The sequence below is a fragment of the Heyndrickxia coagulans DSM 1 = ATCC 7050 genome (assembly GCF_000290615.1).
Lineage (GTDB): Bacteria > Bacillota > Bacilli > Bacillales > Bacillaceae_C > Weizmannia > Weizmannia coagulans.
The window spans coordinates 1-22,200 of sequence record NZ_ALAS01000205.1; the positions used below are offsets into that span (position 1 = coordinate 1).

Here is a 22,200-nt window from a genome sequence, read left to right on the forward strand (position 1 = left end):
GTATTCGCCCACAAGCGTACATTTAAATGATAGAGCGTCTTCCCATTTTTTTCCACTCATCTGCCCTTCGAGTAAAATTTTACACATACTTAACGGCTTTTCCAGCACCGGGGCAGCCCTTTCCGGCTAAACGCGACTGCACGGTCCGAAAATCCGCATACCCACCGCCAAACATTTTTATTCCCACCATATTTTATTACAATTTCAATTTTGTTTCAAACAAGTTCAACGCAAGCGCAGATAAAATGACCCAAACAAGGCCGGCCGCATATCCGCCGACAACGTCGCTCGGGTAGTGTACCCCTAAATAGATGCGGCTGATGCCGATGGCAAGCACCAGCAAGAGGGCAAACAGCGTCCCCGCGAACTTCACCCACCTGCGTTTTGTGATGCGGAACAGAATCAATACGAGGCAGCCGTATAAAATCATGGATCCCATCGAATGCCCGCTCGGGAAGCTGTAGCCCGTTTCCTGGACGACACGCATAATATCGGGGCGCTGGCGCTTGAATATGTATTTTAATATGGTGTTAAAAACCCCCGCTCCAAGCGCGACAGATACAGCGAGATAAAGGCCCAGTGTGCGGTATTTTTTGATCCAGAGCACAAGGGAAAGCACGAGGGTGACCACCGCCGCCCCTTTTACAGATCCGAGAAAGGTAACAGCCAGCATCACGCTCGTTAAGCGGCCGGAAATATTCCCCTGGACAAATGAGATAATCGGAAGGTCAAAATGCCGGATCTCCCCCTGGTTGAAATGATCGGCGATTTCAAAAAAAATCCAGGTGCAGAGGGAAAGCACCAGTAAAACCAACAGCCATTGCACAATCGTCTGCCTTTTCATCATCAACCTCCAATATGAAATAATTTACCATATTGGAGGCTTTCCGGCAAATTTTCAGGCATTCCCCGCACCGGTATCCGCCGGTTTTTACGCTTCTTTTGCCTTTGTTTTAGCCGCTTTTTTTGGTTTCTTTGCCGGTTTTTTTGCCGGCTTTGCCCTGTCGATGGAAGCCTGGAGCGCCGCCATCAGGTCGGTCACATTATTTTCCGGTTCTTTCACTTTCGCCGTGACGAGTTTTTTCCCGGTCCGCTTCGATTCAATCAAAGCCATCAGGTTTGACCGGTATGCATCCGTATATTTTTCAGGCTCAAACGATGTCGTTAACTGGTCAATCAGCAAAATTGCCGTCTCAATTTCTTTTTTCGAGACTTCATCATCCTGCGGCACATTCGGAACGTCAGATGCCCTCCGGACTTCATCCGGGTAATGGATTGTTTCCATCAGCAGCGTATTTTCATACACGCGGATAACGGCGAGCTGCTCCTTTGAACGCATGACAATCCGGGCAAGCCCGACTTTCTCTGATTCGGTCAGCGCTTTCCGCAACAAGCCGTAAGCTTTTACACCCCCTTCATTCGGGGACATGTAGTAGCTCCGGTTAAAATAAACCGGGTCGATTTCCCGCATATCGAGAAAATCCATAATTTCCACTGCTTTTTCTTCTGTCTGTTTGCGCAGCTCTTCCAGTTCCTCCTCTTCCAGCACGACAAACTTCCCTTTCGCGATTTCGTATCCTTTTACAATTTCTTTCGCGTCCAATTCTTCCCCGCACACCGGACAAACCTTTTCATACCGGATCGGGGAATGACATTTTTTATGAAGGGAACGCAATTTGATATCTTTATCTTCCGTTGCGGCATGCAGTTTGATCGGGATATTGACGAGCCCAAAACTGATCGTGCCTTTCCACATCGTATGCATGAATGAAACGCCTCGCTTTTTGAAGATAATATATGTATGAATCCGCCCCGCTATGTACTTCAACTTTTGGAAAAAGAAAGGGTGCTCGAAATGAAACCGATGCTGCCGGTTTTAAAATGGTCTCTGCCTGATACAGGAAAGTGGGCATACGAAATCAAATATGACGGTTATCGCGCGATCCTCGACTGGACAAAAGGCGGCATGCGGTTATGGAGCCGCAACGGAAAAGATTTGCTGCCCCAGTTTCCGGAAATCCGCACCTTTTTGCAAACACTTGAAGGCCGCGTAAAAGGGCAGCTTCCGTTACGGCTTGACGGCGAACTTGTGCTGCTTGAAAATCCGTATAAAGCTGGCTTTAGGGAGCTGCAGCGCCGCGGGCGGATGAAAGCGAAGGCAGCTGCAGAGAAGGCTAAAGTGCGCCCCGCCCATTATCTCGTATTTGATTTGCTCATGCTTGGCGGGGAGGATATGGCCGGAAAACCGTATTTGCAGCGAAAAAAAGTATTGGAAAAGTTTTGTGAAACGCTTGCTCTGCCGCTCTCCCCCGCCCCGGGCGAAACGGCACGGGTCCAGCAGATCCCGTTTACCCGTGACGCGCCCGCCTTAAAGGAGACGGTGAAAAATTTTAACAGTGAAGGCATTGTCGCAAAACAAACGGACAGCAAGTGGGAAGCGGGAAAACGGGTTGAGACATGGATAAAAGTGAAAAATTGGAAAACAGCCGCCTGCTTTATTACAGCTTATGACGCGAAAAACGGGTATTTCGACGCAGCGGTGTTTAAAGATGGCGGCATTTTTCCAATCGGCCAGTTTCTTTTCAGCATGAATCCGGGCGAAAAACAAATCCTCGCAGAAGCAGTCAGGAAAAATGCCGCAAACGATGAAAACGGCGTCTATACGATCGATCCTTCGATTTGCGTCGAGTTATTTTATTTGGAATGGGACGGCGCCAACCTGCGGGAACCGCATTTCCACCGCTTCCGCTTTGATCTTTCCCCGGATGCCTGTACATTTGAAGATTTCAGGCTCCGTAACGCCGCCATTCCAGAAGAAGTGGAAGTGACACATCCGGATAAACCACTATGGAAAAAACGGCATGTGGCAAAACTCGACTTTCTTGCTTATATGCGGAAAATTTCCCCTTTTATACTGCCGTTTCTTTCAGACAGACTTTTGACCGTCATCCGTTACCCGAACGGCGTTTTCGGCGAAGCATTTTACCAGAAAAACTGCCCCGATTATGCGCCCGTTTTTGTGGATACGGCGATGCATGAAGACATCCGGTATATTGTCTGCAACCATTTGAAAACACTGATGTGGCTTTCAAACCAGCTTGCGGTGGAATACCATATCCCGTTTCAGACCGTAAACAGCCGTTTTGTCAGCGAGATTGTATTTGATTTTGACCCCCCTTCCCGGAATGAATTTCAACTTGCAGTAGAAGCAGCTTTGCTATTAAAACAGGTGACGGATGCCCTTCATTTGGAGAGCTTTGTTAAAATTTCCGGCAATAAAGGGCTGCAAGTCTATATTCCATTGCCGGACGGGCAGTTTTCATGGGAAGATACAAGGCTGTTCACGGAATTTATGGCTGCTTATTTCGTTTCGAAATCGCCTGAACATTTTACAATCGAACGGATGAAGAAAAAGCGGGGCGGAAAATTGTATGTTGATTTCGTCCAGCATGCGGAAGGAAAAACGATCATTGCGCCTTATTCGATGCGGGGGCATGAGGATGCGCTTGTGGCGGCGCCGCTTTTCTGGAAAGAAGTAAACGCGTCGCTTTCCCCGGATCACTTTACCATTGAAACGGTCCTTTCGCGCGTGGACCGGTACGGCTGCCCGTTTGCGCGATTCTTTGCCTGCAAAAACGGCCAGCCTTTTGCCCCGGTACTTGCATTTTTAAAGCAGAACAAAGGGCGACCCATATAGTTTTGGCGTAGCTTTCCAATGGCGGCAAATACGCCTCCCTTTTACAGGAGGCGCAAATTTTAAGCCAATGCTTTTTCTACCGTTTCTTTTGCGTGGGTTTCGAGCTTTTGATACAGCTTCTGTTCGCCGAAATCCTTTTTTTCCGCTATCCGGAACTGTTCCGGGTGCCCATCGTCAAAAGAAGCAACGGTTTCGTATAAATAGGTGGCATTGCCGATCAGGTCAATCGTATATGCCGGTTCCCCTTTTTTATCAATTTTTTGGACAAAGCACCGCACTTTACCGCCGTTATTGAATACGTCGATCATCTCACCGAACGGGCGCAATCTTAACAGGCAGGCCACAAGGCTTGAAGCGGACATCGCCGTTCCGCACGCATTTGTAAAACCGACGCCGCGTTCAAACGTGCGGACGTATAAACCATTTTCATCAATTGGTTTGGCAAAGCTGACATTCACGCCGTCTGGAAACAGGCAATTCGGCCCGTTCACATACTCAGACAGTGTTTTTTGCGTATCAGACCGGAACACTTCATTTCCGACAAAGGCGATCAGATGCGGATTCGGCACCGCAACCGCCGAAAACGACAAATCTTCCGACAAGGCCTTAACCGGTTCATTGATGAGCACTTTTTTATCAATATGCATCGGCAGTTTGTCCAAGTCAAAGGAGACAGGCGATATTTCGACCCGGAACGTCGGGATGCCGTCCAATATGGGCTCTGCTTTGCGGGCATATAGATTTGCTTTCATCGTTTCAATTAACAGATCGTCTTTCCCGCGTTTTTCGGATACGTACCGCGCAACACAACGCAGGCCGTTCCCGCACATAGACGCCTCGGAACCGTCTGCATTGAATACCCGCATTTTTGCGTCTGCCTGCTGGCTTTCCGACACAAAGAGCAGGCCGTCCGCCCCGAGCCCAGCATCGCGCCGGCAAAATGACAGGGCCATTTTTTTGCGGATATCGTCCGTTAACGGTGCGGAGATTTCCGCTTCATCGATCAGCAAAAAATCGTTTCCTGAGCCGTGGCATTTAATCAGTTTTACATGCATGATGGATTTCCTCTCTTTTTCTTTCTTTATTCTTACAAAAATTGTATCATCTCTTCTTTTTTTTTACACGAAATATTTATCATGCCTGTAAAAAAAGGCGAGCAGTGCGATGACGAGTACTTCGTCTTCTTCCGTCCCCCGTGTAAAATCAAGTACCGGCGCATTAAGCGGAAACTTCTCCTGCCAGCTGACCGGCATCATGCCGCGCGACATCACTGCCAAAAGTTGTTCGTCCCGGTAAAATTCCAAATCATGGTTCCCATTTTTCCGGATCGCGCAAGTCCGGCTGCCGTTTTCAAATATCATTTCTTTTCCTTTTGCTTCTTTTAATGAAAAGGCCAGTTCATATGCCGAAAATCTGATGCTGATTTCCCAGTTTTGCCGTTTGCGGACCGTGGCGCAAAATGTGGCGCCCGCTCCCCGTTCAAGGCGGAAATACCGGATTTGCTGTCTGAAAGCTTTTTCCTCAAGCAGCCATCCCAAGCGGCCGCTTCCGTCATAAAGCTGCACCGAGAGTTTTGCACCGGGAGGAAACTGGATCAAGTACTGCCCGCTGTCCGCCCGCCTTTCTTCCTCCCCTTTGTCTCCGGATATGTTTTCTTCTATCTTTTGATAGTAGAAATAGCGCGCAGCAAAGTAGAGAATGAACAGCCAGACGGCCAAAACCAGCCAGATGAACATGCCGCCGCGCCCGATATACATAAGCGCGAGACAAAATGCGGAAAGGCCGCATGCAAGAATAACGGTTTGGCACAGGTACATGTGAGACAACGTCGAATAGGTTTTTTTCAGCTCCATACAGAATCTCCCGTTTTTGTCTGGTCACTCTATTATATGAGACTTTTTATAAATCATGATGGTTTTACGGGTTTGCAAATCTTTCGCAGGCATTTCCATTTTCATGGCAGGCTGTCCATGGCGGCCCGGAAAATGAATATGTTATAATTTTTTGGAGTCCGTGGAAAACAGTTGGGGGAATGAACATGAAACAAACCTTTACCTTAAAAGAAAAAATCGCACAGCTTTGGCATTTGTTTCTGCCGATTCTCATCACCCAGCTTGCGATGCTGCTCATGAATTTTTTCGATACGACGATGTCCGGCCATTTTTCCAAAGCCGATCTGGCCGGCGTTGCGATCGGCGCATCCCTCTGGTTTCCCGTTTCAACCGGGCTGGGAACGGTTTTACAGGCGGTTACCCCGATCATTTCCCATTTGATCGGCAGCAAAAACACGGATGACATCCCCCGTACATTTATCCAGAGCCTTTACGTCGCCGTCTGTATGGCCGTACTGGTGCTTCTTGCAGGCGGGCTTTTGATCGGGCCGGTCCTTGGCCGGATGGATTTGGCGCCGCATGTGGAGGGGGTCGCGCACCGGTTTCTATTTGCTTTGTCTTTCGGGCTGATCCCGTTGTTCTGTTACCAGGTTTGCCGCTCGCTGATTGATGCGACCGGGCTGACAAAAATATCGATGCTGATCACGCTGTTGGCGCTGCCCATCAATATTGGATTGAATGTTCTGTTCATCTTCGGGCATGCCGGATTTCCGCAGCTTGGCGGGGCAGGTGCCGGCGTTGCGAGCGCCATCACCTACTGGCTTATCTTGTTGATTGCAATCCTTGTGCTTATGCGTTTGCCACGTTTTGCTGAAATGCAACTGTTCCGTACGTTTTACCCGGTTTCGATCCGCAGCTGGAAAGCGCTGTTGTCGCTTGGGATCCCGATGGGGTTGTCGACTTTTTTTGAATCGAGCATTTTTTCGGTTGTGACATTGTTTATGAGCAAATTTGGCACTGACACGATCGCTTCCCATCAGGCCGCCATGAATTTTGAGTCGCTTTTGTACATGCTTCCGCTCAGCATTTCGCTTGCGATGACGATTCTTGTCAGTTTTGAAGCAGGGGCCGGAAGATTTAAAGACGCCCGCCTGTACAGCACAATCGGGCTCATGACCGCTGTTGTGATCGCCACCTTGACCGGGCTGTTACTCTACTTATTCCATGAACAAGTGGCGGCGTTTTACAGTGATGATCCGGCTGTCATCCGGTTAACCGGCCATTTTTTGCTGTACGCCATCTTTTTCCAATGGTCAGATGCCGTTCAGGCGCCGGTGCAAGGCGCGCTCAGAGGGTATAAAGATGTCCGGATTACGACCATTATGACGTTTATTTCATATTGGGTCATCGGGCTTCCGCTCGGGTATTTGCTGGATGCCGCCACCGCCCTCGGCCCGTATGCCTACTGGATCGGGCTGATCACAGGCCTTGCTGCAGGGGCGGTAACACTTTTGTGGCGCTTGCATTATATCCAGCAAAAAGCCGGAGATGGACTGAAAAAGACTGGATAATTGTTTGGCGCAAGCGGGGCTTATCCGGCAGATGGGTCAGCTTACAGGAAAGTGGACCCGTTTTCCGCAAGTGACGTTTCAAAAAGTGCGTACAAAAAAGCAGCCCCGTAAAAGAGGCTGCGATAAGCAATTTATTTTCCAATAAACTCTTGTGTCCAGTAGTGGCCGTTTTCAACATAGCCCACGCCGATATGGGTGAAGTTTTTATTTAAAATATTCGCCCTGTGGCCTTCGCTGTTCATCCATGCATTCATGACTTCCTGCGGTGTTTGCTGGCCCATTGCGATGTTTTCACCGGCATATTGATAGGTGATCCCGAATTGCTTCATCATATCGAACGGAGAGCCGTAAGTCGGGCTTGTATGGTCAAAATATTTATGGGTTGCCATATCATTCGATTTGACGCGTGCCATTTTGCTCAAAGCCGTATCAATTTTCAGCGCGCCAAGGCCGTTTTTCGCCCGTTCTTCGTTTACAAGGGTAACCACTTGTTTTTCATAGGCGTTTAACGTGTAGCCAGCCTGGGACTGCGTGCTGCCTGCCGGTTGCGTTGAAGTTTGTTTCGTTGAAGTTTGTTGCGTTGAAGTTTGTTTCGGTGCCGATTGCTTTGGTGCTGCTGTTTGTTCCGGCGCCGGTTGCTTTGGTGCTGCCGTTGTCTGGTTCGTTTTGCCCGCGTTGTTTGAAGCAGTTTGATGGGTTGCCGGTTTAAAAGAAAAACGGATGTTATGTTGCTTTAACCAGTTCTCCAATTCCTGCATGCTATGAAACTTGTATTCATGTTGAACAACCGTTTTCGGGCTGCAGTTTGTTTCGTTTGAGGCTGCCCCCGCCTTGCCGGAAACTGCCGGCGCTAGGATCAGTGCAAGTGCTGCTGCTGTTGTGAACATAGCCTTTTTCATCAATGATGTCCTCCCTCGTTTTCGTTGGTTTCTCTCTCGTACACAATAGCATCATAACATACGATTTTTGTAATATTTCTGGGAGAATATAGAACAAACAGCAAAGAAGGGGCCTGCTTGCAAACTGAAAATGAAAAAACCAGCTGTATCAAAGGTTCCGGCACATTGTGCGAATTTCCTATCATTTCACACATTGGTACCACCTTTTTAAATATCCAAAAAATGGAGGGAATTTGGGGTTGACAAGGCGGGAAACGGGCGGATATTGTTACATTTTTTTCTTGAATGTTGCATGCTGCCATATTTATTTAAAAAAAGCGCCCCGGGGCCGGGCTTACGGTTTCAGGGCGCTTTTTGTGTATATGGGCACGTTTTCATATCAGTGCATTTGATTGAGATGGTCTTCAAGCTTCCGGAACAGCCTGTACAATGTTTCCCGTTCTTCTTCCGTAAAAACGTTCAGCTGGTCTTTTAGAAACTGAGATTTGGTTTCTTTCAACTGACTGATTAACGATTTTCCTTTTTCCGTTAAAATTAAATCGACCACACGTCTGTCTTTATTGGATCTTTTCCGCTCAATCAGCCCTTTTTCCACGAGCGAATCGGTTACAGAAGTAATATGGCTGGCGGACACTTGCAGCATTTTCGACAAATCGGATGAACGCATCGGGGATTCCGATAAAAGTTTTAACACCATAAATTCGTTAAGGGTTACATGCTCTTTTAACAAGCTATGCAGTTCTTCTTTAATTTTACGGTATACTCTGCGGAAGATGAATTCCAGATCGACTGTATCTTTTGTCTCCAACACTCCCATTCCTTTCCTTTCTTATAGGGGACAGGCGAATCTCCTGACTTTATTATATCATTTTTCGTGCATCGGATTGCACAAAATAAGCCGGGAGTAGATCTCCCGGCTTATTTTGCTATTTTTCTTTTTGGACAACTTCTTCCGCTTTTTTGAGCTGCGTATCGTGCTGCTTAATAAGATTGCTGACTTCAGACATCAGTTTTGTTGCCGTATCGCCATTTATGATGCCTGTCGGCTGCATTTTTTCATGCATTTGGAAAGCTTCGACAGCCGTTTTTGTATTCCAGTCGAAATACCCGTCAACCCTGCCCGGATTGTAACCGAGTGCTTTCAGCATTTTTTCCGCCGTCTTCACATCTTCCGAGACCGAATACAGTTTCAATTTCGCATCTGTTCCGATCACCGGAAGTTTGGCATAATCCGGAAGCGGCACTTTCTCATCCGGCTCAATCCCTTTTTTATGGATCCAGCTGCCATTTGGCGTCAGCCATTTTTGGACGGTGAATTTTAAAATCGATCCGTCGCTGAATTTTTCAGCAGACTGCACGGTGCCTTTGCCGTACGATTTTTCGCCGACAAGCGGAATGCCTGCCGATTCGTTCAGTGCGGCCGCCAAAATTTCAGAAGCGCTCGCGCTGCCGCCGTCGATCATCACAACCGCCGGAACCGTTATTTTCGTGCCGCTTTCTGCCACATATTTCTCCCGGGATCCGTTCCGGTCTTCCGTCTGCAGAATCGTATGCCCTTCCGGCACGAACATATTCGCAATTTTAATGGCCTGGTCAAGCAGTCCGCCCGGGTCCTGGCGCACATCGACAATCATCGACTTCATGCCCTGCTTTTTCATTTTCTCAATGGCTGCCTTGAATTCTTTATATGTGCCGTCTGAGAATGTCGTAATCTGGATATGGGCAACCCCGTTTTTGAGCATCTTCGCATAAACCGTATTGACCGGGATTGTGTCGCGTGTCAAGGTCACTTTCGTTTCGTCTTTCGATCCGGCATGCTGGATCGTGAGTGTCACCTTTGTCCCTTTTTTGCCCCTGATCAACATGACCGCTTCATTGGCGCTCATGCCATGGACGCTTTTGCCGTCAACCGCGAGTATTTTATCATTCGGCTTCAGGCCGGCTTTTTCAGCCGGGGAACCCTTAATCGGCGAAACAATCACAATATATCCGTCTTTTTCTTCCACTTCAGCACCGATTCCTTCAAAAGAAGAAGAAATGGTGTTATTGAAGTCTGATGCTTCCGTTTTTGACATATAATCAGAATACGGGTCATTGAGCGATTCCACCATTCCGTTGATGGCCCCGTCGACAAGCGTCTTCTGTTTTACTTGTGTGTAATATTTTTTCTGGATGCTGTCATATGCTTTATACAGTTTGGCAAACTCCGGCCGGTTGACAGTCGTCACGTTGACGGCTTTTTGGTCGCCGAACGCAAAGGCAGCGGTCGTAATGCCGGCTGTTATGAAAATCACAAAAAACAAAAGCATGACAAATTTAAATTTTTTCATACGGATATAGCCGGTTTGTTCTTCCTGCCCGGATTCCGTCTGTTTCTTCTCATCGTCCAAAGGATTCACCACTTTCATGCCGTTTTCCAAAAGTCAAAGTTCCTGATTTCTAACTTCTTTATTCTACCAGCTTTTTCTTTTTAATAAAAGAGCCCGGAATTTATTCAGCCTTATGTACATGTTCGAAATACTCTTCAAGCGTCCAGCCGTGCTTGTAAATGACAGCTGCCGCCTTTTTTCCGACATACCGGAAATGCCAGGGCTCGTACTCATATTTCGTAATGTTCTCTTTGTTTTTCGGATACCTTAAAATAAACCCGTATTCATGCGCGTGTTTTGCAAGCCAGATGCCTTCCTTCTGCTCCCCCATTTGCTGTGTGAGGAGAAAATGGGCGGTCTGGCTTGTGATGTCGACGGCAAGACCGGTCTGATGTTCGCTCGACCCCGGGATGGCAACCGCCTGTTCTGCATGTTCTTCCCCCGAACTTTTCACTTCTGCCGCATATACGGCTTTCTGGCGGTTGTACGACCGGTATGCGGAAGCGGCATATAATTCAATGCCGTCCTTTTCGGCGGCGGCAAACATTTTTTCAAGCGCCGCGGCAGCTTCTTTCCGCATATAGCTTTTTTCGATTCTTTCGTCGCCAAAAGAAAAGCGGACATTTGGCCGGACGAGGTCTTTCGGTTTGTAATCCCCGAGAATATAGGTTTTATTGACAAGTGCCAAAATATTGTCCGGATTCTGGATCACTTTTTTCCCGTTAACCGTTTTGATTTTGTTAAAATATTTTGCATCAAGCACCAAACCGGAACCGGTTTTTTTCGCGGTATCCGTGTGGACCGGTTTCGCCGGCGCGGTACTTTTATGGGCGCCCGTTTCCGGCTCGTTTCCGTTTGTTACACTGCAGCCGGCCAAAAAAATCGCGGCAAGGCCGGTATATACATATTTTCTCATGTTGTCACCTTTCTCTATCCTAAAAAATTTGTGCTTTTGATCCTTCTACGGTGCCGCGTTCACTGCGGCATGGGCTTCTGTTCCAAAATGGATGCTGCTTCCCCATTCTGCAGCCGGTACTGCAAAAGAAGCGGCATGGATGCCCCATCCGGATCTTTCTGCGGCGGGAAAACCGGGCACATTCCCGTTAAGCGCACAACCGTCCGCATCCCGCTCTTTTGCCAAAAAAAATCGCAGGTTTCTCCCCCTGCGATTTCTCTTTTTTTATTTTAAGGCAAATTCAAAGGGACATCAAGTGCCATTTCGTGCAGGACCGAAAAAAGACTGTCCCGGATACCGATGCTGCACCTTTCCCCATACGTCCTGCAAACAGGATCGCCTTACATGGAATCGTCTTCATATTCTTCGTCTATAATGCTTTTTGCAAGCAAGTATTCAAAAGTAATATCGGCAATTTCGTCCAGTTCTTCTTCACGGGGCGCAAATCCCCTTTTCACGAGCTCTTTAAAAAAGAATGCGGCGATTTCTTCTGTATCAATATAAACATCCATATTTTCCATTAAAAACGCCCCCTTTTTTCATCCCGCAGACACCCCGCGTTTCGTTCTGTTTGTTGATATAAATATGACCCCGTACGGCCTGATATGCCAAACCCGGCAAACTAATCCGGGCCGCCGTGCGCCGCAAGAACCCGGATTTGCATTTTGACCGCCTCAAGCATGGCCCTGTACGCCTCATCGCCAAACAGATTTAACAGCAGCGCATAATCATTGTACATATCGAGCAGTCGGTCGATTTTTTCCTGCGTTTTCAAGTCGGAAGTGACAAGCTGGTACAGGGGGCTGCTTTTCATCGGGTAAAAAAATTGATAACGGCTGACAAACGAATCGGCCTGCCCGGCATCGGCGATCAACAACAGTTCGTCTTCATCCGCTTCAAGCCATTCGCCCTTTGGAATGCTGACCATTTCATAGATGACATCTTCCCATGCATCTTCTGCATACCGCCAAATCTCCGTGCGGAAACCGGCAATTTTAAAAAGGACGCCGCCGTAGCCTTTTACTTTTACAATATCCCCGATAAAAAATTTCAATTCTATATTGACTTCTTCTTTCTTGTACAGGATCCCGTCATATTCTTCCAGACGGGCGAGGCTTTGTTCGGCAAGGAGGCCTTCCCGGCCGTTGACCACATAGAAATACCCTCCTTCCAGCTGTCTGACAGCCGTAATTTTTCCCACCGTTCCGTATACTTTTACGACAACTGTATCTCCAATTTGAAACTTCGGCGCTTTTGCATCCATTTTTCATGCTCCTTGAAAACGAAACACGTTTTACTTCATTCTATGCATGCGGCCCGGAAAAAGCGAACAGCACAATTTGCGGCCGGTTATTTGCTTTCGCCTTTATAAATCTCCCATGCCCGGTCAAAAACCGACATTGACGGGATATAATTCCCGTTTAATTCGAGATAGGAACTGATTTCATGATAATTGGCTGAATGCTTCGGAAAGCTGTGATCATTGTATGCCCCGTTGGCAAAAACCGTCAACTCGTCACGGAGATGCGGATCCCTGTATCTCATTAAAAACTGGTAAAAAGATTTCATTGGTATCCCCCAAAATGATTTTTACTCCAATATAGCCGATCCGCTCCCCCGCGTAAAGTACGGAGGGCGGCATTACGGGAAGAGGGAATTTTTACAAAAAACTAGAAAAAGATAGAAAACATGTTTAAAATATAAATGATGATTTGCGGTTCACAGGGTAAAAAGGAGGGGCTTTTGATTGAATAAAAAGAAGATTTTTTCAAAGAGAAGACAAAAAAGCGAGAAACGGAAAAATTCCCGTCCGAACCGCCAGCTGCATCGGCTTGCCCTTTATTATGTGCAGACGATCAGGGGGAAAATTGTGATTTCATTCGGGGTTTTAACCGCCTTGCTCATTGTATTAACCGTCACTTCATACATAAACATGCGCGAGCTGGAGAATGAAATCAATCATGTCGTCCAGCATGATCTCGCCGTACACGATCGTGTCCAAAGCCTGCTCAATCAGACCGGCGAAATCGAAACGGGCGCCCTGAACTACGCCATTTCCGGAAAGGAAGGTGCTTTGCGGCCGTATGACCAGGGGAAACAGGAAGCAAGCAGCATGTTAAGCCGCTTGCAAAAAATGCTGAAAGATAACCGGTTGCAGAGCAAAAAACTCGAAAAAATTTCAGAAGCCTATAATTTCTGGGTGGGCACGGTTGACCGGGTTGTCGAAGCAAGACAGTACGGATCGGAACAAGAAGCGGTTGCACAAGTGAAAGATTCCCAGGCATCCGGCTATATGAAAAATTTGAAAAGCAGCATCAATGATTTACTCGCAAGCACCACACAAGCATCGGAAAGCCGGATCGGCGAATTGCATCGTTCCGTCCTGATTGCGCGGATCGCAACCGTCACCCTTTCCTTGCTTGCAATCGTTCTGGCCGTCATTCTCAGCATCAGCCTGACGAAAAACATCAAATCGAGCACGAGAAAAATCAGCCGGTCGATTTTGGGGATCGCAAATGCCGGCGGGGATTTGACAAGGCGGATTGAAGTGTCGTCCAATGACGAACTGGCAAAACTGGCAAAAGATACAAACCAGCTGATAGACGGCATTGCCCGGCTTGTAAAAGAAGTATCCGCAATGGCGGAAAGTGTCTCCGCCTCAAGCGAAGAACTGCTCGCTTCATCGGAAGAAACATCGAAAACGATCCACTCAATTGCGGAAACAGCCAATGAAATCGCGGCAGACAGCGAACAAACTTCTGCCAAGATGGATACATCCTTATCAAAAATGAAGTCGCTTGAAGAAGTGGTCGATACGCTTTTCCGGCAGGCGGAAACAGTAAAACAGGCTTCGCTCCATATGAAAGAATCCGCAGAAAAAGGCAGCCGGTCCATCATGGAAACGTCCGGCAAAATGAAGAGCATTGAAGCGATCATGACGAATACGAGCAAAACGGTAGAAGCGCTCGGCGAAAAATCGGATGATATTACGAAGATCATTATGACGATCACCGGGATTGCCAAACAAACCAATTTGCTTGCATTAAACGCGGCAATCGAGGCAGCCAGGGCCGGGGAGCACGGGCGCGGCTTTGCCGTTGTTGCAGATGAGGTCAGAAAACTGGCCGAACAATCCCAGTCCGCCGCCCAGGAAGTCACAAATATTGTGCGTGCGATCCAAAAAGAAATCAGCACCATTATCGGCCAAAATCAGGAAGGCGTAGAAGCGGTTGCTTGCGGCGTGCAAATTTCCAATGAAACAATGCACTCGCTCGAAGTCATTCAAAAACAAACGAATGAAACGACAAATGTCATTATTGATATGGCCGCCCAAATGGAAAAAACGCAGAAACTTGCTGTCGATGTCGCCGGTTCGTTCGATGCCGTCAGCAAAATTGCCATGAATACCGCGGCAAATACGGAAATGACCGCGGCAAGTACCGAAGAAGGGTCTGCATCGATGGAAGAAGTCACAGCCGCAGCCTCGGAGTTGTCAAAACAAGCAGAAAACCTGCGCAAGCTGATCGGAAACTTTAAAATATAAATGACACACGAAAAAGCCCGAGCATGGCCCGGGCTTTTTCCGCTTTTTAATTAGGGCCGATCCAGCATGCGCCGATAATGATCAGCAAAATAAACAGCACAACAATTAAAGCAAAGCCGTTTCTGTGCCCTGCATAGCCCCAGCCGTAACCGGAACCGTATCCATAACCGTATCCGTAGCCGCAGCAGGAGTCATATGCAGGGTAAGCACCTTCATGGCCGTAATACATCCCATTCACTCCTCAAAAAAACTGTTTTTCTGTACAGTGCATCGTATGGGATACGGGCCCGTTTTGTATGTGCATCCGCCCAGTCGGCTTATTCTTTTTCTTCAAAGAGCGCAAGATACTCCCCATATCCTTCTTCCTCAAGCTTTTCTTTCGGAATAAAACGCATCGCGGCTGAATTCATGCAGTACCGGAGATGCGTGGGGCCCGGGCCGTCCGGAAACACGTGGCCCAAATGCGCGTCAGACGCCTTGCTCCTCACTTCCGTACGGATCATGCCATGGCTCGTATCAAGCTGTTCGTTGAGTTCACTGGCATCGATCGGCTTTGTAAAACTCGGCCAGCCGCAGCCTGCGTCATATTTATCTTTTGAACTGAACAACGGTTTTCCGGAAATAACATCGACATAAATGCCGTCGCGGAACTCGTTCCAGTATTCATTTTGAAACGGCGGTTCCGTTCCGTTTTTCCGCGTCACTTCATATTGTAAAGGGGTCAATTCTTCATCCTTCATGTTCATCCCTCCAATGGTTGCTTAAATAAGCGGCCCTGCCTGAACCTTGCCGGTAAGCTTCGTAATGGGCCGGGTTTTTCCGGTAATAGTCCTGGTGGTAACTTTCCGCCGGATAAAAGGCGGAAGCCGGTTCAATTGTGACAGCAATCGGCTTTTTAAACCGCCCGCTCTCTTCCAGCCGTTTTTTTGAAGCTTCCGCCGCCTGCCGCTGGGCTTCGTTCCGATAGAAAATAACCGGCCGGTAAGAGGCCCCCCTGTCGTAAAACTGCCCGCCTGCATCTGTCGGGTCAATTTGCCGCCAATAAATGTCAAGCAGCTTTTCATAAGGGAAAATTTCCGGATCAAACGTAATTTCAACAGCTTCTGTATGCCCGGTCGCACCGGAGCACACTTCCTCATATGTCGGGTTTGGTTTTGTTCCGCCCGTGTACCCGGAAACGACTTTTTGAATGCCGGGCAACTGGTCAAAAGGATGGACCATACACCAGAAGCATCCGCCGGCAAAAATCGCGGTTTCCTCTGCCATGCGGCTCCCCCCTTTATCATAGATTATTTTTTATTTTACCTGTTGGTGTTGTTTTCATCCAGTTTCGTGACTGCAATCCCATAATTCATTATAATGGATCATAGTGGCGATTTTAACGGAAAGGGGTCTCATAATTGGAATTACCTGAAACTTTTATGGAAAAGATGGGGCAGCTGCTCGGAAAGGAAGCCGCTGATTTTTTCCGTTCCTATGAGGAACCGCGGGCATCCGGATTGCGCCTGAATCCGGCAAAAATCAGCGAAACGGAATGGCATGCGCACAACCCTTTCCAATTGGAAAAAATTCCTTTTGCCTCCGGTTATTATTTTGATGAGGAAAAAGACAAGCCTGGAAAACACCCGTACCATGCCGCCGGGCTCTATTATATCCAGGAGCCGAGCGCGATGTTTATCGCCGGGCAGCTCGGGCTTGAAAAAGGCGATAAAGTGCTTGATTTATGCGCCGCGCCGGGCGGCAAATCGACGCAAATTGCATCCGGAATCGGCGAGAACGGATTTCTGCTTGCAAATGAAATCCATCCGAAGCGGGCGCGCGCGCTTTCTGAAAATATCGAACGGCTTGGGTTCTCCAATACCGTTGTAACAAACGAAACGCCAGAAAAACTAAGCCGGCATTTCGAAAACTATTTCGATAAAATTTTGGTTGACGCCCCCTGCTCGGGGGAAGGCATGTTCAGAAAAGATCCCGAAGCAGCGCGTCTCTGGAGCCAGGAACATGTCGAAGCGTGCGCGGCAAAACAGCGCGCGATTTTGGAGCACGCCTGGAAGATGTTAAAGCCCGGAGGCACCCTTGTTTATTCGACCTGCACCTTTTCTCCGGAAGAAAACGAACAGACGATTGAAGCTTTTTTGGCGCGGCATGAAGACATGGCACTGGTGCCGATTCCCCATGAACACGGCGTCGGACCGGGAAAGCCGGAATGGGCAACGGAAAAGCGTAAAGATTTGTCCAATACGGCGCGTTTATGGCCGCACCGCTTAAAAGGCGAAGGCCATTTTGCCGCAAAAATGCGCAAACACCCGGGGGAAGCGGGGCAAACGGCTCCGCCTGAAAAGACAACAAAGCTTTCAAAGCAACAGGAAAAAGACTGGACAACCTTTGCAGAAAACACCCTCCAGCACTTTGATCCCGGCAGGCGCTCCTTTTTTCTGTATAAAAACGAGCTTTTCCTGCTGCCTTTTAACTGCCCGCAGTTAAAAGGGCTCCGCCTTGTCCGGTGCGGTCTGCATCTCGGCGCTTTTAAAAAAAACCGGTTTGAACCGAATCACGCGCTCGCGCTTTCCCTGAAAGCCGGACAATGCAAACACCGGACAGACCTCGGCGCCGGAAGCAGCGAATGCATCCGCTATTTAAAAGGGGAAACCCTCCCCGGAACAAAGGAGAACCGCGGCTGGGTCCTTATCACGGTGGACGGTTTTCCGCTCGGCTGGAGCAAAGAAGTGGGCGGCATTCTGAAAAACTTTTATCCGAAAGGGTTAAGAATCGTTTAAACCTATGTAACGTTAACAGGCGGCGAAACCTTCCGGCATATTGAAAAGCCGGCTTTTAAAGGCCGGCTTTTTTCGTTATTTTGGAAAACCAAGTGTAAACGAGATGTCATCATGCTGCAAATCAAATTGGTTGACTTTCACTTTGGCGCCGTTTTCCAGCTTCATATTTTGCAGCTGGACATACACCAGTTTTTCGCCCGGCTGGATGATCACCCACCTGGGCAGATGGTAAGTCGTTTTGACGAATTTTAAAATATAGGATACCGGGAGATGGACGGAACCGAGGGATACCGATTTTTGCTTTAAAACGAGATCCCCGTTCTTTAACGCTTTCGGCTTAAAAGTCATCTTATACTGCATTTTTTCGGAAAAGACCCCGACAGTTCCATAGTAGACGACTTCATCATTTAAAAACACTTTCCCCTTTATTTTTTCTTCCCGCAAATAGCGGTTAATGAGCGCCGTTAAATCCGCCTTGTTTGTCTCTACCCGCAAATCAACCGTTTTTCCGGTTTTTTCCGGTTCCGGCACGCGGCCATCCGGCACAAAAAGAAAAAAGGAAAGCACAAGTACAAAGGCCACAACCACTGAAGCCAGTGCAAAAAAAGCGATTTTCCATGGGTTTCTTTTCACGCAAGCATCATTCCTTTACCATTTTGCTATTTTGGAATCCCCAAAAAATTCCCTTTCAGGAGATACCGGTAAATCCGTTTCGACATCCGTTTATACCCTTCATCGTTCGGATGGAAATGATCGTCATAAAGCAATGCATCTTCGTTATTCTCAAAAATATCCGCAACCGGGATAAAAACGGTATTTTTATAGCGAGATGCCACCGCTTTGCCGGCATTATTCCAGGCTGCAAGCATTTGGTCCATTTCCTTTATATCGGTCAGCCACTTTGAAAAAGGGTTATAGAGACCGACGAGCGCGATCTTTGCATCCGGATTGACCGCGCGGACGCGGCGGAAAATTTGATCGAGCCGTTGTTTGTACCCCGGAATGGCCGCCTCAAATTCCTGCTTGTTTAAGTTGGAAATATTTTCACGAAACACTTTCATCATATCATTGCCGCCGATGGTAATAATAACAACATCTGAATCCTTGATGGACTTCCGGATTTTTTCATTCTGGAGCCGGGCAAGCAATTGGTCGGTCCTGTTCCCTTTTACGCCATAATTGGCAATGGTGGTTTTTTTCACACCCTTTAAGGCGTCTAGTTCATTTTTCAAATAATAGGTGTAGCCGCCGCGCCCCTTGCTGTCGCCTACGCCTTCAGTCAGGGAGTCCCCGATCGAGACGATGTGCAGCGGAACGGGCACCATCTTTTTTTCATTGCTTGCCGATTTAAACAACAGGCCGGTTATGCCGTGTGAACAGCCCGATAAGGCAAGCGCAACGGAGATGAGAAGAGGAATGAACCATTTTTTCATTTTTGACACCACTTTTCAAGCCTTTCTGAATTTACAATGTACCCATTATAACATGAAAAACGGGATCTTCTGCTGATTTACGCATAAAATTGCACCCGCTTAAAGCGCAAGATGTTTCCATTGCAGATTGGCCCGCCAAACACTATAATAAAGAGAAGCCCAAAGACAAAGGTGGTTTAAATTTTTGACAACTTCAACACTGCTTTCATCCTGGAAACAGGAACTGGCCAATGCCGTTACGCATGGCATCGGTTTTCTGCTCAGCATTCCGGCGATGGTCGTGCTCGTCGTTTTCGCCGCAGAAAAGAATAACCCGCTCTATCTGGCAAGTTTTCTCGTTTTCGGGATTTCCATGCTGCTTCTGTATTTGTTTTCCACACTGCTGCACAGCTTTTACTGGACGAAAGTGAAAACATTTCTCGCCATTCTGGACCATTCTGCCATTTACCTGTTAATTGCAGGAACCTATACGCCGATTGTGCTGATTACGCTGCATGGCACTTTGGGATGGGTGCTGTTTTCGGTCGTGTGGGGAGTGTCTGCTATTGGCATTGCTGGAAAATGTTTTCTCATTCACCGTCTTAAATTATTGTCCACGATGCTTTACTTAGTCATGGGTTGGCTGATCCTCATTGCAATTGAGCCTTTGTATAAAGGGCTTTCAGCTCCGGGATTCTGGCTCCTTTTTTCAGGCGGGATCTGCTACTCGGTAGGCGCCGTGTTCTACACATGGAAAAATCTTCCTTACTCCCATGCGATCTGGCATATTTTTGTCATTGCCGGCAGTGCATTTATGTACTTCACTATTTTATTTTATGTCTGATGGCACATAGAAAAACCATGGGAATGTTTCCATGGTTTTTTTTACCTTTTCCGTACAAATACTTGAAATTCGTAGTCATAAGGATTTTTTTCGTTTTTTATCCCCTTTGTGCTGGAAGCCATTTCCCACTTCTCCCAGTCAACGGGCGGAAAATAGGTATCGCCTTCCATGTCAGCGTGTATTTTCGTCCGGTACAATTTTTCCGCTTCCTCGAGCAGCAGGGCAAAAATCTCCGCGCCGCCGGTGACAAAAATCTCGCCGCCATGTGCATCCGCCCATTTTAACAATTCTGTTTTGCCGGCGACAATGACGCAGTCTTCCACTTGAAAATCCGGGTCTCTCGTCATCACAATATTCGTTCTGCCGGGAAGCGGCTTTCCGATCGATTCAAACGTCCGCCTCCCCATGACGACCGGATGGCCCATTGTTACATTTTTAAAATACTTCAGATCTTCGGGAAGATGCCACGGAAGCGCGTTGTTCTTTCCGATTACGCCTTTTTCATCTTCCGCCCATAAAAAGGAAATCATACACTCACCCTCCCCGGAATGTGCGGATACGGATTGTAATCTTTTAATGTAAAATCTTCGTACCGGAAGGAGAAAATGTCTTTTACTTCAGGATTCAAAACCATTTTCGGCAGCTTGCGGGGCTCCCGTTCCAGCTGCAGCTTCACTTGTTCGATATGGTTCAAGTAAATATGGGCATCGCCAAGCGTATGGACAAAATCCCCTGGTTCCAGACCCGTGACTTGCGCAATCATCATCGTAAGCAGCGCGTAAGAAGCAATGTTAAACGGTACGCCGAGGAAAATATCGGCCGAACGCTGGTACAGCTGGCATGACAGCTTGCCGTTTGCCACATAGAACTGGAAAAAGCAATGGCACGGCGGCAGGGCCATCCTGTCAATCTCCCCGACATTCCAAGCGTTAACGATCAGGCGCCTGGAATCCGGATTGGTTTTAATTTGTTCAATGACCTGGGTGATCTGGTCAATTGTCCGCCCGTCCCGGGTTTGCCATGAACGCCATTGTTGCCCGTAAACCGGGCCGAGGTCGCCGTTTTCATCTGCCCACTCATTCCAAATGCGGACGCCGTTTTCCTGGAGGTATTTTACATTCGTATCTCCTTTCAGCATCCAGAGCAGTTCATAAATAATCGATTTCAAATGCAGTTTCTTTGTTGTCAGAAGCGGGAAACCGTCCTGCAAATGAAACCGCATTTGATGGCCGAAAACGCTGATCGTTCCGGTACCGGTCCGATCATCTTTTTTGACGCCGTTTTCGAGCACTTCGCGGCAAAGATCCAAATATTGTTTCATCATGATTCCATCCTTTGTCATTCAAATATCCGGGTTTCTATCCCGAAAAATTGCGCTGTAGAATATGAACCTCGGGGCAAAGCGATCCATTTGCATGATTATTCTTTGTTGCAGCCGGCAACAAAGCAGCCATGTTTCGCTCATTTTATATCCTTCTGCTGGTACTGCATTCACTGCGTTTGCAAAAAGCACATGAAATATCCGGCTGGAGGTTGGGGTTGCCCGTCTTCCACCCTGCTTTAGCCTTTTATCCGTTAAGGCGTTGTTTGTTTACAGCTGCCGCCGCGGCAGGCATTCATCCCGCCTTTACCCTTTCATCCATTGCGGCGGCATGTTTTTGCCCCAGTAAATGGTGCCAAGATGGCGGTGCGTTTGGAAATGGTCAAAGGCCACATGGTAATGGAAATTAAAATAGTAGCCGTCGCCGGGCGGATGGTCGCGCCGGACATGGAAACGGATAATGTCTTTATTTGTTTCCGTATTGTATATATGAAACATTTTTTCACCGGTTCCCGCACTCGGCTGGTCTGAAACAGCGAGCAGCGGCAGTTTGTCCTGCGGGTATTCCTGCAGCATTTCCGCGATGGCGGTTTGAATATTTGGCAAAACGGCAGCACGGAACTCGTCTTCAATAACAGGCCTGATCCTTTCCCCAAATTTCAGATAAGCCCGTTTTTCTGCATCTTCAACGAACGACCGGGCAAGCGCGGCACGGTCAATTTTGCGGCTTGTGGCAGCCGTCCGGTTGGAATAAGCAGCAGTCGTTTCCGCCGTTTCATTTCCTGTTTTATAAAGATGATTCCAGATGACATGGGAAGGGGGGACAAGGCCGAATGTTAAAACAGAAACAAGGATGACCATTGATTTTTTCAGCCAGTTTTTCACGCGATCCCCTCCATATCCCGACAGTTTGAATATGTATTTATTATATAATATTTACACAGAAAAAACAGGCCCCATTTTGCACCCGGAATGATGC

25 protein-coding genes are annotated in these 22,200 nt (G+C 47.8%); 5 read left to right on the forward strand and 20 right to left on the reverse strand.

The genetic code is table 11. The annotated features are described in order from the left end of the window. Positions 1–196 precede the first annotated feature (196 nt). A complete protein-coding gene (locus IC21_RS10225; protein WP_029143002.1) occupies positions 197–844 on the reverse strand; it encodes a phosphatase PAP2 family protein in 648 nt (215 codons plus the stop codon). An 87-nt stretch (positions 845–931) separates the two neighbouring features. After that, a complete protein-coding gene (gene ku / locus IC21_RS10230) occupies positions 932–1,765 on the reverse strand; it encodes a non-homologous end joining protein Ku (RefSeq protein WP_035180876.1) in 834 nt (277 codons plus the stop codon). Between the two features lie 90 nt (positions 1,766–1,855). Between ku and IC21_RS10235 the strand changes: the two genes are divergently transcribed. Further along, on the forward strand, positions 1,856–3,697 hold the full coding sequence (locus tag IC21_RS10235; protein WP_029142264.1) for a DNA ligase D: 1,842 nt from the start codon (positions 1,856–1,858) through the stop codon (positions 3,695–3,697). Between the two features lie 59 nt (positions 3,698–3,756). Here IC21_RS10235 and dapF read toward each other — a convergent pair whose 3' ends face one another. Further along, complete coding sequence (gene dapF / locus IC21_RS10240; RefSeq protein ID WP_017554063.1) at positions 3,757–4,752, reverse strand: diaminopimelate epimerase; 996 nt, start codon at positions 4,750–4,752, stop codon at positions 3,757–3,759. Positions 4,753–4,815: 63 nt separating this feature from the next. After that, positions 4,816–5,550, reverse strand: coding sequence for a hypothetical protein (locus IC21_RS10245; RefSeq protein WP_029142265.1), 735 nt, complete (start codon positions 5,548–5,550; stop codon positions 4,816–4,818). Positions 5,551–5,735: 185 nt separating this feature from the next. Here IC21_RS10245 and IC21_RS10250 point away from each other — a divergent pair, with 185 nt between their 5' ends. After that, positions 5,736–7,100 carry an MATE family efflux transporter gene (locus IC21_RS10250; protein ID WP_029142266.1) on the forward strand — a complete coding sequence of 455 codons (1,365 nt, stop codon included), beginning with the start codon at positions 5,736–5,738 and terminating at the stop codon, positions 7,098–7,100. A 131-nt stretch (positions 7,101–7,231) separates the two neighbouring features. On the opposite strand, the gene IC21_RS10255 is transcribed toward IC21_RS10250, so the two are convergent. From IC21_RS10255 to IC21_RS10295, 8 genes are all read right to left on the reverse strand, one after another. Beyond that, positions 7,232–7,999 carry a CAP domain-containing protein gene (locus IC21_RS10255; protein WP_029713806.1) on the reverse strand — a complete coding sequence of 256 codons (768 nt, stop codon included), beginning with the start codon at positions 7,997–7,999 and terminating at the stop codon, positions 7,232–7,234. Between the two features lie 379 nt (positions 8,000–8,378). Then, entirely contained in the window at positions 8,379–8,816 is a 438-nt protein-coding gene (locus IC21_RS10265; protein WP_029142269.1) for a MarR family winged helix-turn-helix transcriptional regulator, read from the reverse strand. Positions 8,817–8,925: 109 nt separating this feature from the next. Further along, positions 8,926–10,419 carry a lmo1851 family serine protease gene (locus IC21_RS10270; RefSeq protein WP_029142270.1) on the reverse strand — a complete coding sequence of 498 codons (1,494 nt, stop codon included), beginning with the start codon at positions 10,417–10,419 and terminating at the stop codon, positions 8,926–8,928. A gap of 70 nt (positions 10,420–10,489) precedes the next feature. Next, positions 10,490–11,284 (reverse strand): M15 family metallopeptidase, encoded by a 795-nt coding sequence (locus IC21_RS10275; protein ID WP_029142271.1) that lies wholly within the window; start codon positions 11,282–11,284, stop codon positions 10,490–10,492. A gap of 45 nt (positions 11,285–11,329) precedes the next feature. Then, positions 11,330–11,509, reverse strand: a complete 180-nt coding sequence (locus IC21_RS10280) for a hypothetical protein (RefSeq protein WP_017554651.1) — start codon at positions 11,507–11,509, stop codon at positions 11,330–11,332. 155 nt (positions 11,510–11,664) lie between these two features. After that, on the reverse strand, positions 11,665–11,844 hold the full coding sequence (locus IC21_RS10285) for a YozD family protein (protein WP_013859210.1): 180 nt from the start codon (positions 11,842–11,844) through the stop codon (positions 11,665–11,667). A gap of 101 nt (positions 11,845–11,945) precedes the next feature. Next, entirely contained in the window at positions 11,946–12,587 is a 642-nt protein-coding gene (gene yodN / locus IC21_RS10290) for a germination protein YodN (RefSeq protein ID WP_017554652.1), read from the reverse strand. A gap of 86 nt (positions 12,588–12,673) precedes the next feature. Then, positions 12,674–12,892 (reverse strand): YozE family protein, encoded by a 219-nt coding sequence (locus IC21_RS10295; protein WP_029142272.1) that lies wholly within the window; start codon positions 12,890–12,892, stop codon positions 12,674–12,676. 178 nt (positions 12,893–13,070) lie between these two features. Between IC21_RS10295 and IC21_RS10300 the strand changes: the two genes are divergently transcribed. Next, complete coding sequence (locus tag IC21_RS10300; protein ID WP_029142273.1) at positions 13,071–14,867, forward strand: methyl-accepting chemotaxis protein; 1,797 nt, start codon at positions 13,071–13,073, stop codon at positions 14,865–14,867. Between the two features lie 46 nt (positions 14,868–14,913). On the opposite strand, the gene IC21_RS10305 is transcribed toward IC21_RS10300, so the two are convergent. The 3 genes from IC21_RS10305 to msrA form a co-directional block, all read right to left on the reverse strand. Beyond that, positions 14,914–15,096, reverse strand: a complete 183-nt coding sequence (locus IC21_RS10305) for a YjcZ family sporulation protein (protein WP_013859207.1) — start codon at positions 15,094–15,096, stop codon at positions 14,914–14,916. An 88-nt stretch (positions 15,097–15,184) separates the two neighbouring features. Further along, on the reverse strand, positions 15,185–15,607 hold the full coding sequence (gene msrB / locus IC21_RS10310; protein WP_017554655.1) for a peptide-methionine (R)-S-oxide reductase MsrB: 423 nt from the start codon (positions 15,605–15,607) through the stop codon (positions 15,185–15,187). Further along, positions 15,597–16,133: a peptide-methionine (S)-S-oxide reductase MsrA gene (gene msrA / locus IC21_RS10315; RefSeq protein ID WP_029142274.1), complete on the reverse strand. Its 537-nt coding sequence runs from the start codon at positions 16,131–16,133 to the stop codon at positions 15,597–15,599. Before msrA ends, msrB begins: the two co-directional genes overlap by 11 nt. Before the next feature lie 134 nt (positions 16,134–16,267). On the opposite strand from msrA, the gene IC21_RS10320 reads away from it, so the two are divergent. Continuing rightward, on the forward strand, positions 16,268–17,644 hold the full coding sequence (locus tag IC21_RS10320) for an RsmF rRNA methyltransferase first C-terminal domain-containing protein (RefSeq protein WP_029142275.1): 1,377 nt from the start codon (positions 16,268–16,270) through the stop codon (positions 17,642–17,644). A gap of 75 nt (positions 17,645–17,719) precedes the next feature. On the opposite strand, the gene IC21_RS10325 is transcribed toward IC21_RS10320, so the two are convergent. Further along, positions 17,720–18,277 carry a YpmS family protein gene (locus tag IC21_RS10325; protein WP_017554658.1) on the reverse strand — a complete coding sequence of 186 codons (558 nt, stop codon included), beginning with the start codon at positions 18,275–18,277 and terminating at the stop codon, positions 17,720–17,722. A 26-nt stretch (positions 18,278–18,303) separates the two neighbouring features. Further along, on the reverse strand, positions 18,304–19,077 hold the full coding sequence (locus IC21_RS10330) for an SGNH/GDSL hydrolase family protein (protein ID WP_019721148.1): 774 nt from the start codon (positions 19,075–19,077) through the stop codon (positions 18,304–18,306). Between the two features lie 184 nt (positions 19,078–19,261). Here IC21_RS10330 and trhA point away from each other — a divergent pair, with 184 nt between their 5' ends. Then, positions 19,262–19,900 carry a PAQR family membrane homeostasis protein TrhA gene (gene trhA / locus IC21_RS10335; RefSeq protein ID WP_019721147.1) on the forward strand — a complete coding sequence of 213 codons (639 nt, stop codon included), beginning with the start codon at positions 19,262–19,264 and terminating at the stop codon, positions 19,898–19,900. Positions 19,901–19,941: 41 nt separating this feature from the next. On the opposite strand, the gene IC21_RS10340 is transcribed toward trhA, so the two are convergent. The 3 genes from IC21_RS10340 to IC21_RS10350 all read right to left on the reverse strand — a co-directional run bounded on the left by IC21_RS10340 (position 19,942) and on the right by IC21_RS10350 (position 22,106). Beyond that, entirely contained in the window at positions 19,942–20,430 is a 489-nt protein-coding gene (locus tag IC21_RS10340) for a dihydrofolate reductase (protein WP_029142276.1), read from the reverse strand. Beyond that, positions 20,427–21,221, reverse strand: a complete 795-nt coding sequence (locus IC21_RS10345; RefSeq protein WP_029142277.1) for a thymidylate synthase — start codon at positions 21,219–21,221, stop codon at positions 20,427–20,429. The genes IC21_RS10340 and IC21_RS10345 overlap by 4 nt, the downstream gene beginning before the upstream one ends. 306 nt (positions 21,222–21,527) lie before the next feature. Then, positions 21,528–22,106: a YpjP family protein gene (locus tag IC21_RS10350; protein ID WP_029142278.1), complete on the reverse strand. Its 579-nt coding sequence runs from the start codon at positions 22,104–22,106 to the stop codon at positions 21,528–21,530. Positions 22,107–22,200: the final 94 nt, after the last annotated feature.

Excerpts from the sequence above, each read along its gene's own strand:
- IC21_RS10265 (WP_029142269.1), bottom strand. The coding sequence starts at position 8,816 with ATGGGAGTGTTGGAGACAAAAGATACAGTCGATCTGGAATTCATCTTC.
- IC21_RS10345 (WP_029142277.1), bottom strand. The coding sequence starts at position 21,221 with ATGAAACAATATTTGGATCTTTGCCGCGAAGTGCTCGAAAACGGCGTC.
- IC21_RS10275 (WP_029142271.1), bottom strand. The coding sequence starts at position 11,284 with ATGAGAAAATATGTATATACCGGCCTTGCCGCGATTTTTTTGGCCGGC.
- IC21_RS10235 (WP_029142264.1), top strand. The coding sequence starts at position 1,856 with ATGAAACCGATGCTGCCGGTTTTAAAATGGTCTCTGCCTGATACAGGA.
- IC21_RS10225 (WP_029143002.1), bottom strand. The coding sequence starts at position 844 with ATGAAAAGGCAGACGATTGTGCAATGGCTGTTGGTTTTACTGGTGCTT.
- IC21_RS10330 (WP_019721148.1), bottom strand. The coding sequence starts at position 19,077 with ATGAAAAAATGGTTCATTCCTCTTCTCATCTCCGTTGCGCTTGCCTTA.
- msrB (WP_017554655.1), bottom strand. The coding sequence starts at position 15,607 with ATGAAGGATGAAGAATTGACCCCTTTACAATATGAAGTGACGCGGAAA.
- IC21_RS10340 (WP_029142276.1), bottom strand. The coding sequence starts at position 20,430 with ATGATTTCCTTTTTATGGGCGGAAGATGAAAAAGGCGTAATCGGAAAG.
- yodN (WP_017554652.1), bottom strand. The coding sequence starts at position 12,587 with ATGGATGCAAAAGCGCCGAAGTTTCAAATTGGAGATACAGTTGTCGTA.
- IC21_RS10285 (WP_013859210.1), bottom strand. The coding sequence starts at position 11,844 with ATGGAAAATATGGATGTTTATATTGATACAGAAGAAATCGCCGCATTC.
- IC21_RS10295 (WP_029142272.1), bottom strand. The coding sequence starts at position 12,892 with ATGAAATCTTTTTACCAGTTTTTAATGAGATACAGGGATCCGCATCTC.
- IC21_RS10255 (WP_029713806.1), bottom strand. The coding sequence starts at position 7,999 with ATGAAAAAGGCTATGTTCACAACAGCAGCAGCACTTGCACTGATCCTA.
- IC21_RS10250 (WP_029142266.1), top strand. The coding sequence starts at position 5,736 with ATGAAACAAACCTTTACCTTAAAAGAAAAAATCGCACAGCTTTGGCAT.
- IC21_RS10305 (WP_013859207.1), bottom strand. The coding sequence starts at position 15,096 with ATGTATTACGGCCATGAAGGTGCTTACCCTGCATATGACTCCTGCTGC.
- ku (WP_035180876.1), bottom strand. The coding sequence starts at position 1,765 with ATGCATACGATGTGGAAAGGCACGATCAGTTTTGGGCTCGTCAATATC.
- msrA (WP_029142274.1), bottom strand. The coding sequence starts at position 16,133 with ATGGCAGAGGAAACCGCGATTTTTGCCGGCGGATGCTTCTGGTGTATG.
- IC21_RS10245 (WP_029142265.1), bottom strand. The coding sequence starts at position 5,550 with ATGGAGCTGAAAAAAACCTATTCGACGTTGTCTCACATGTACCTGTGC.
- dapF (WP_017554063.1), bottom strand. The coding sequence starts at position 4,752 with ATGCATGTAAAACTGATTAAATGCCACGGCTCAGGAAACGATTTTTTG.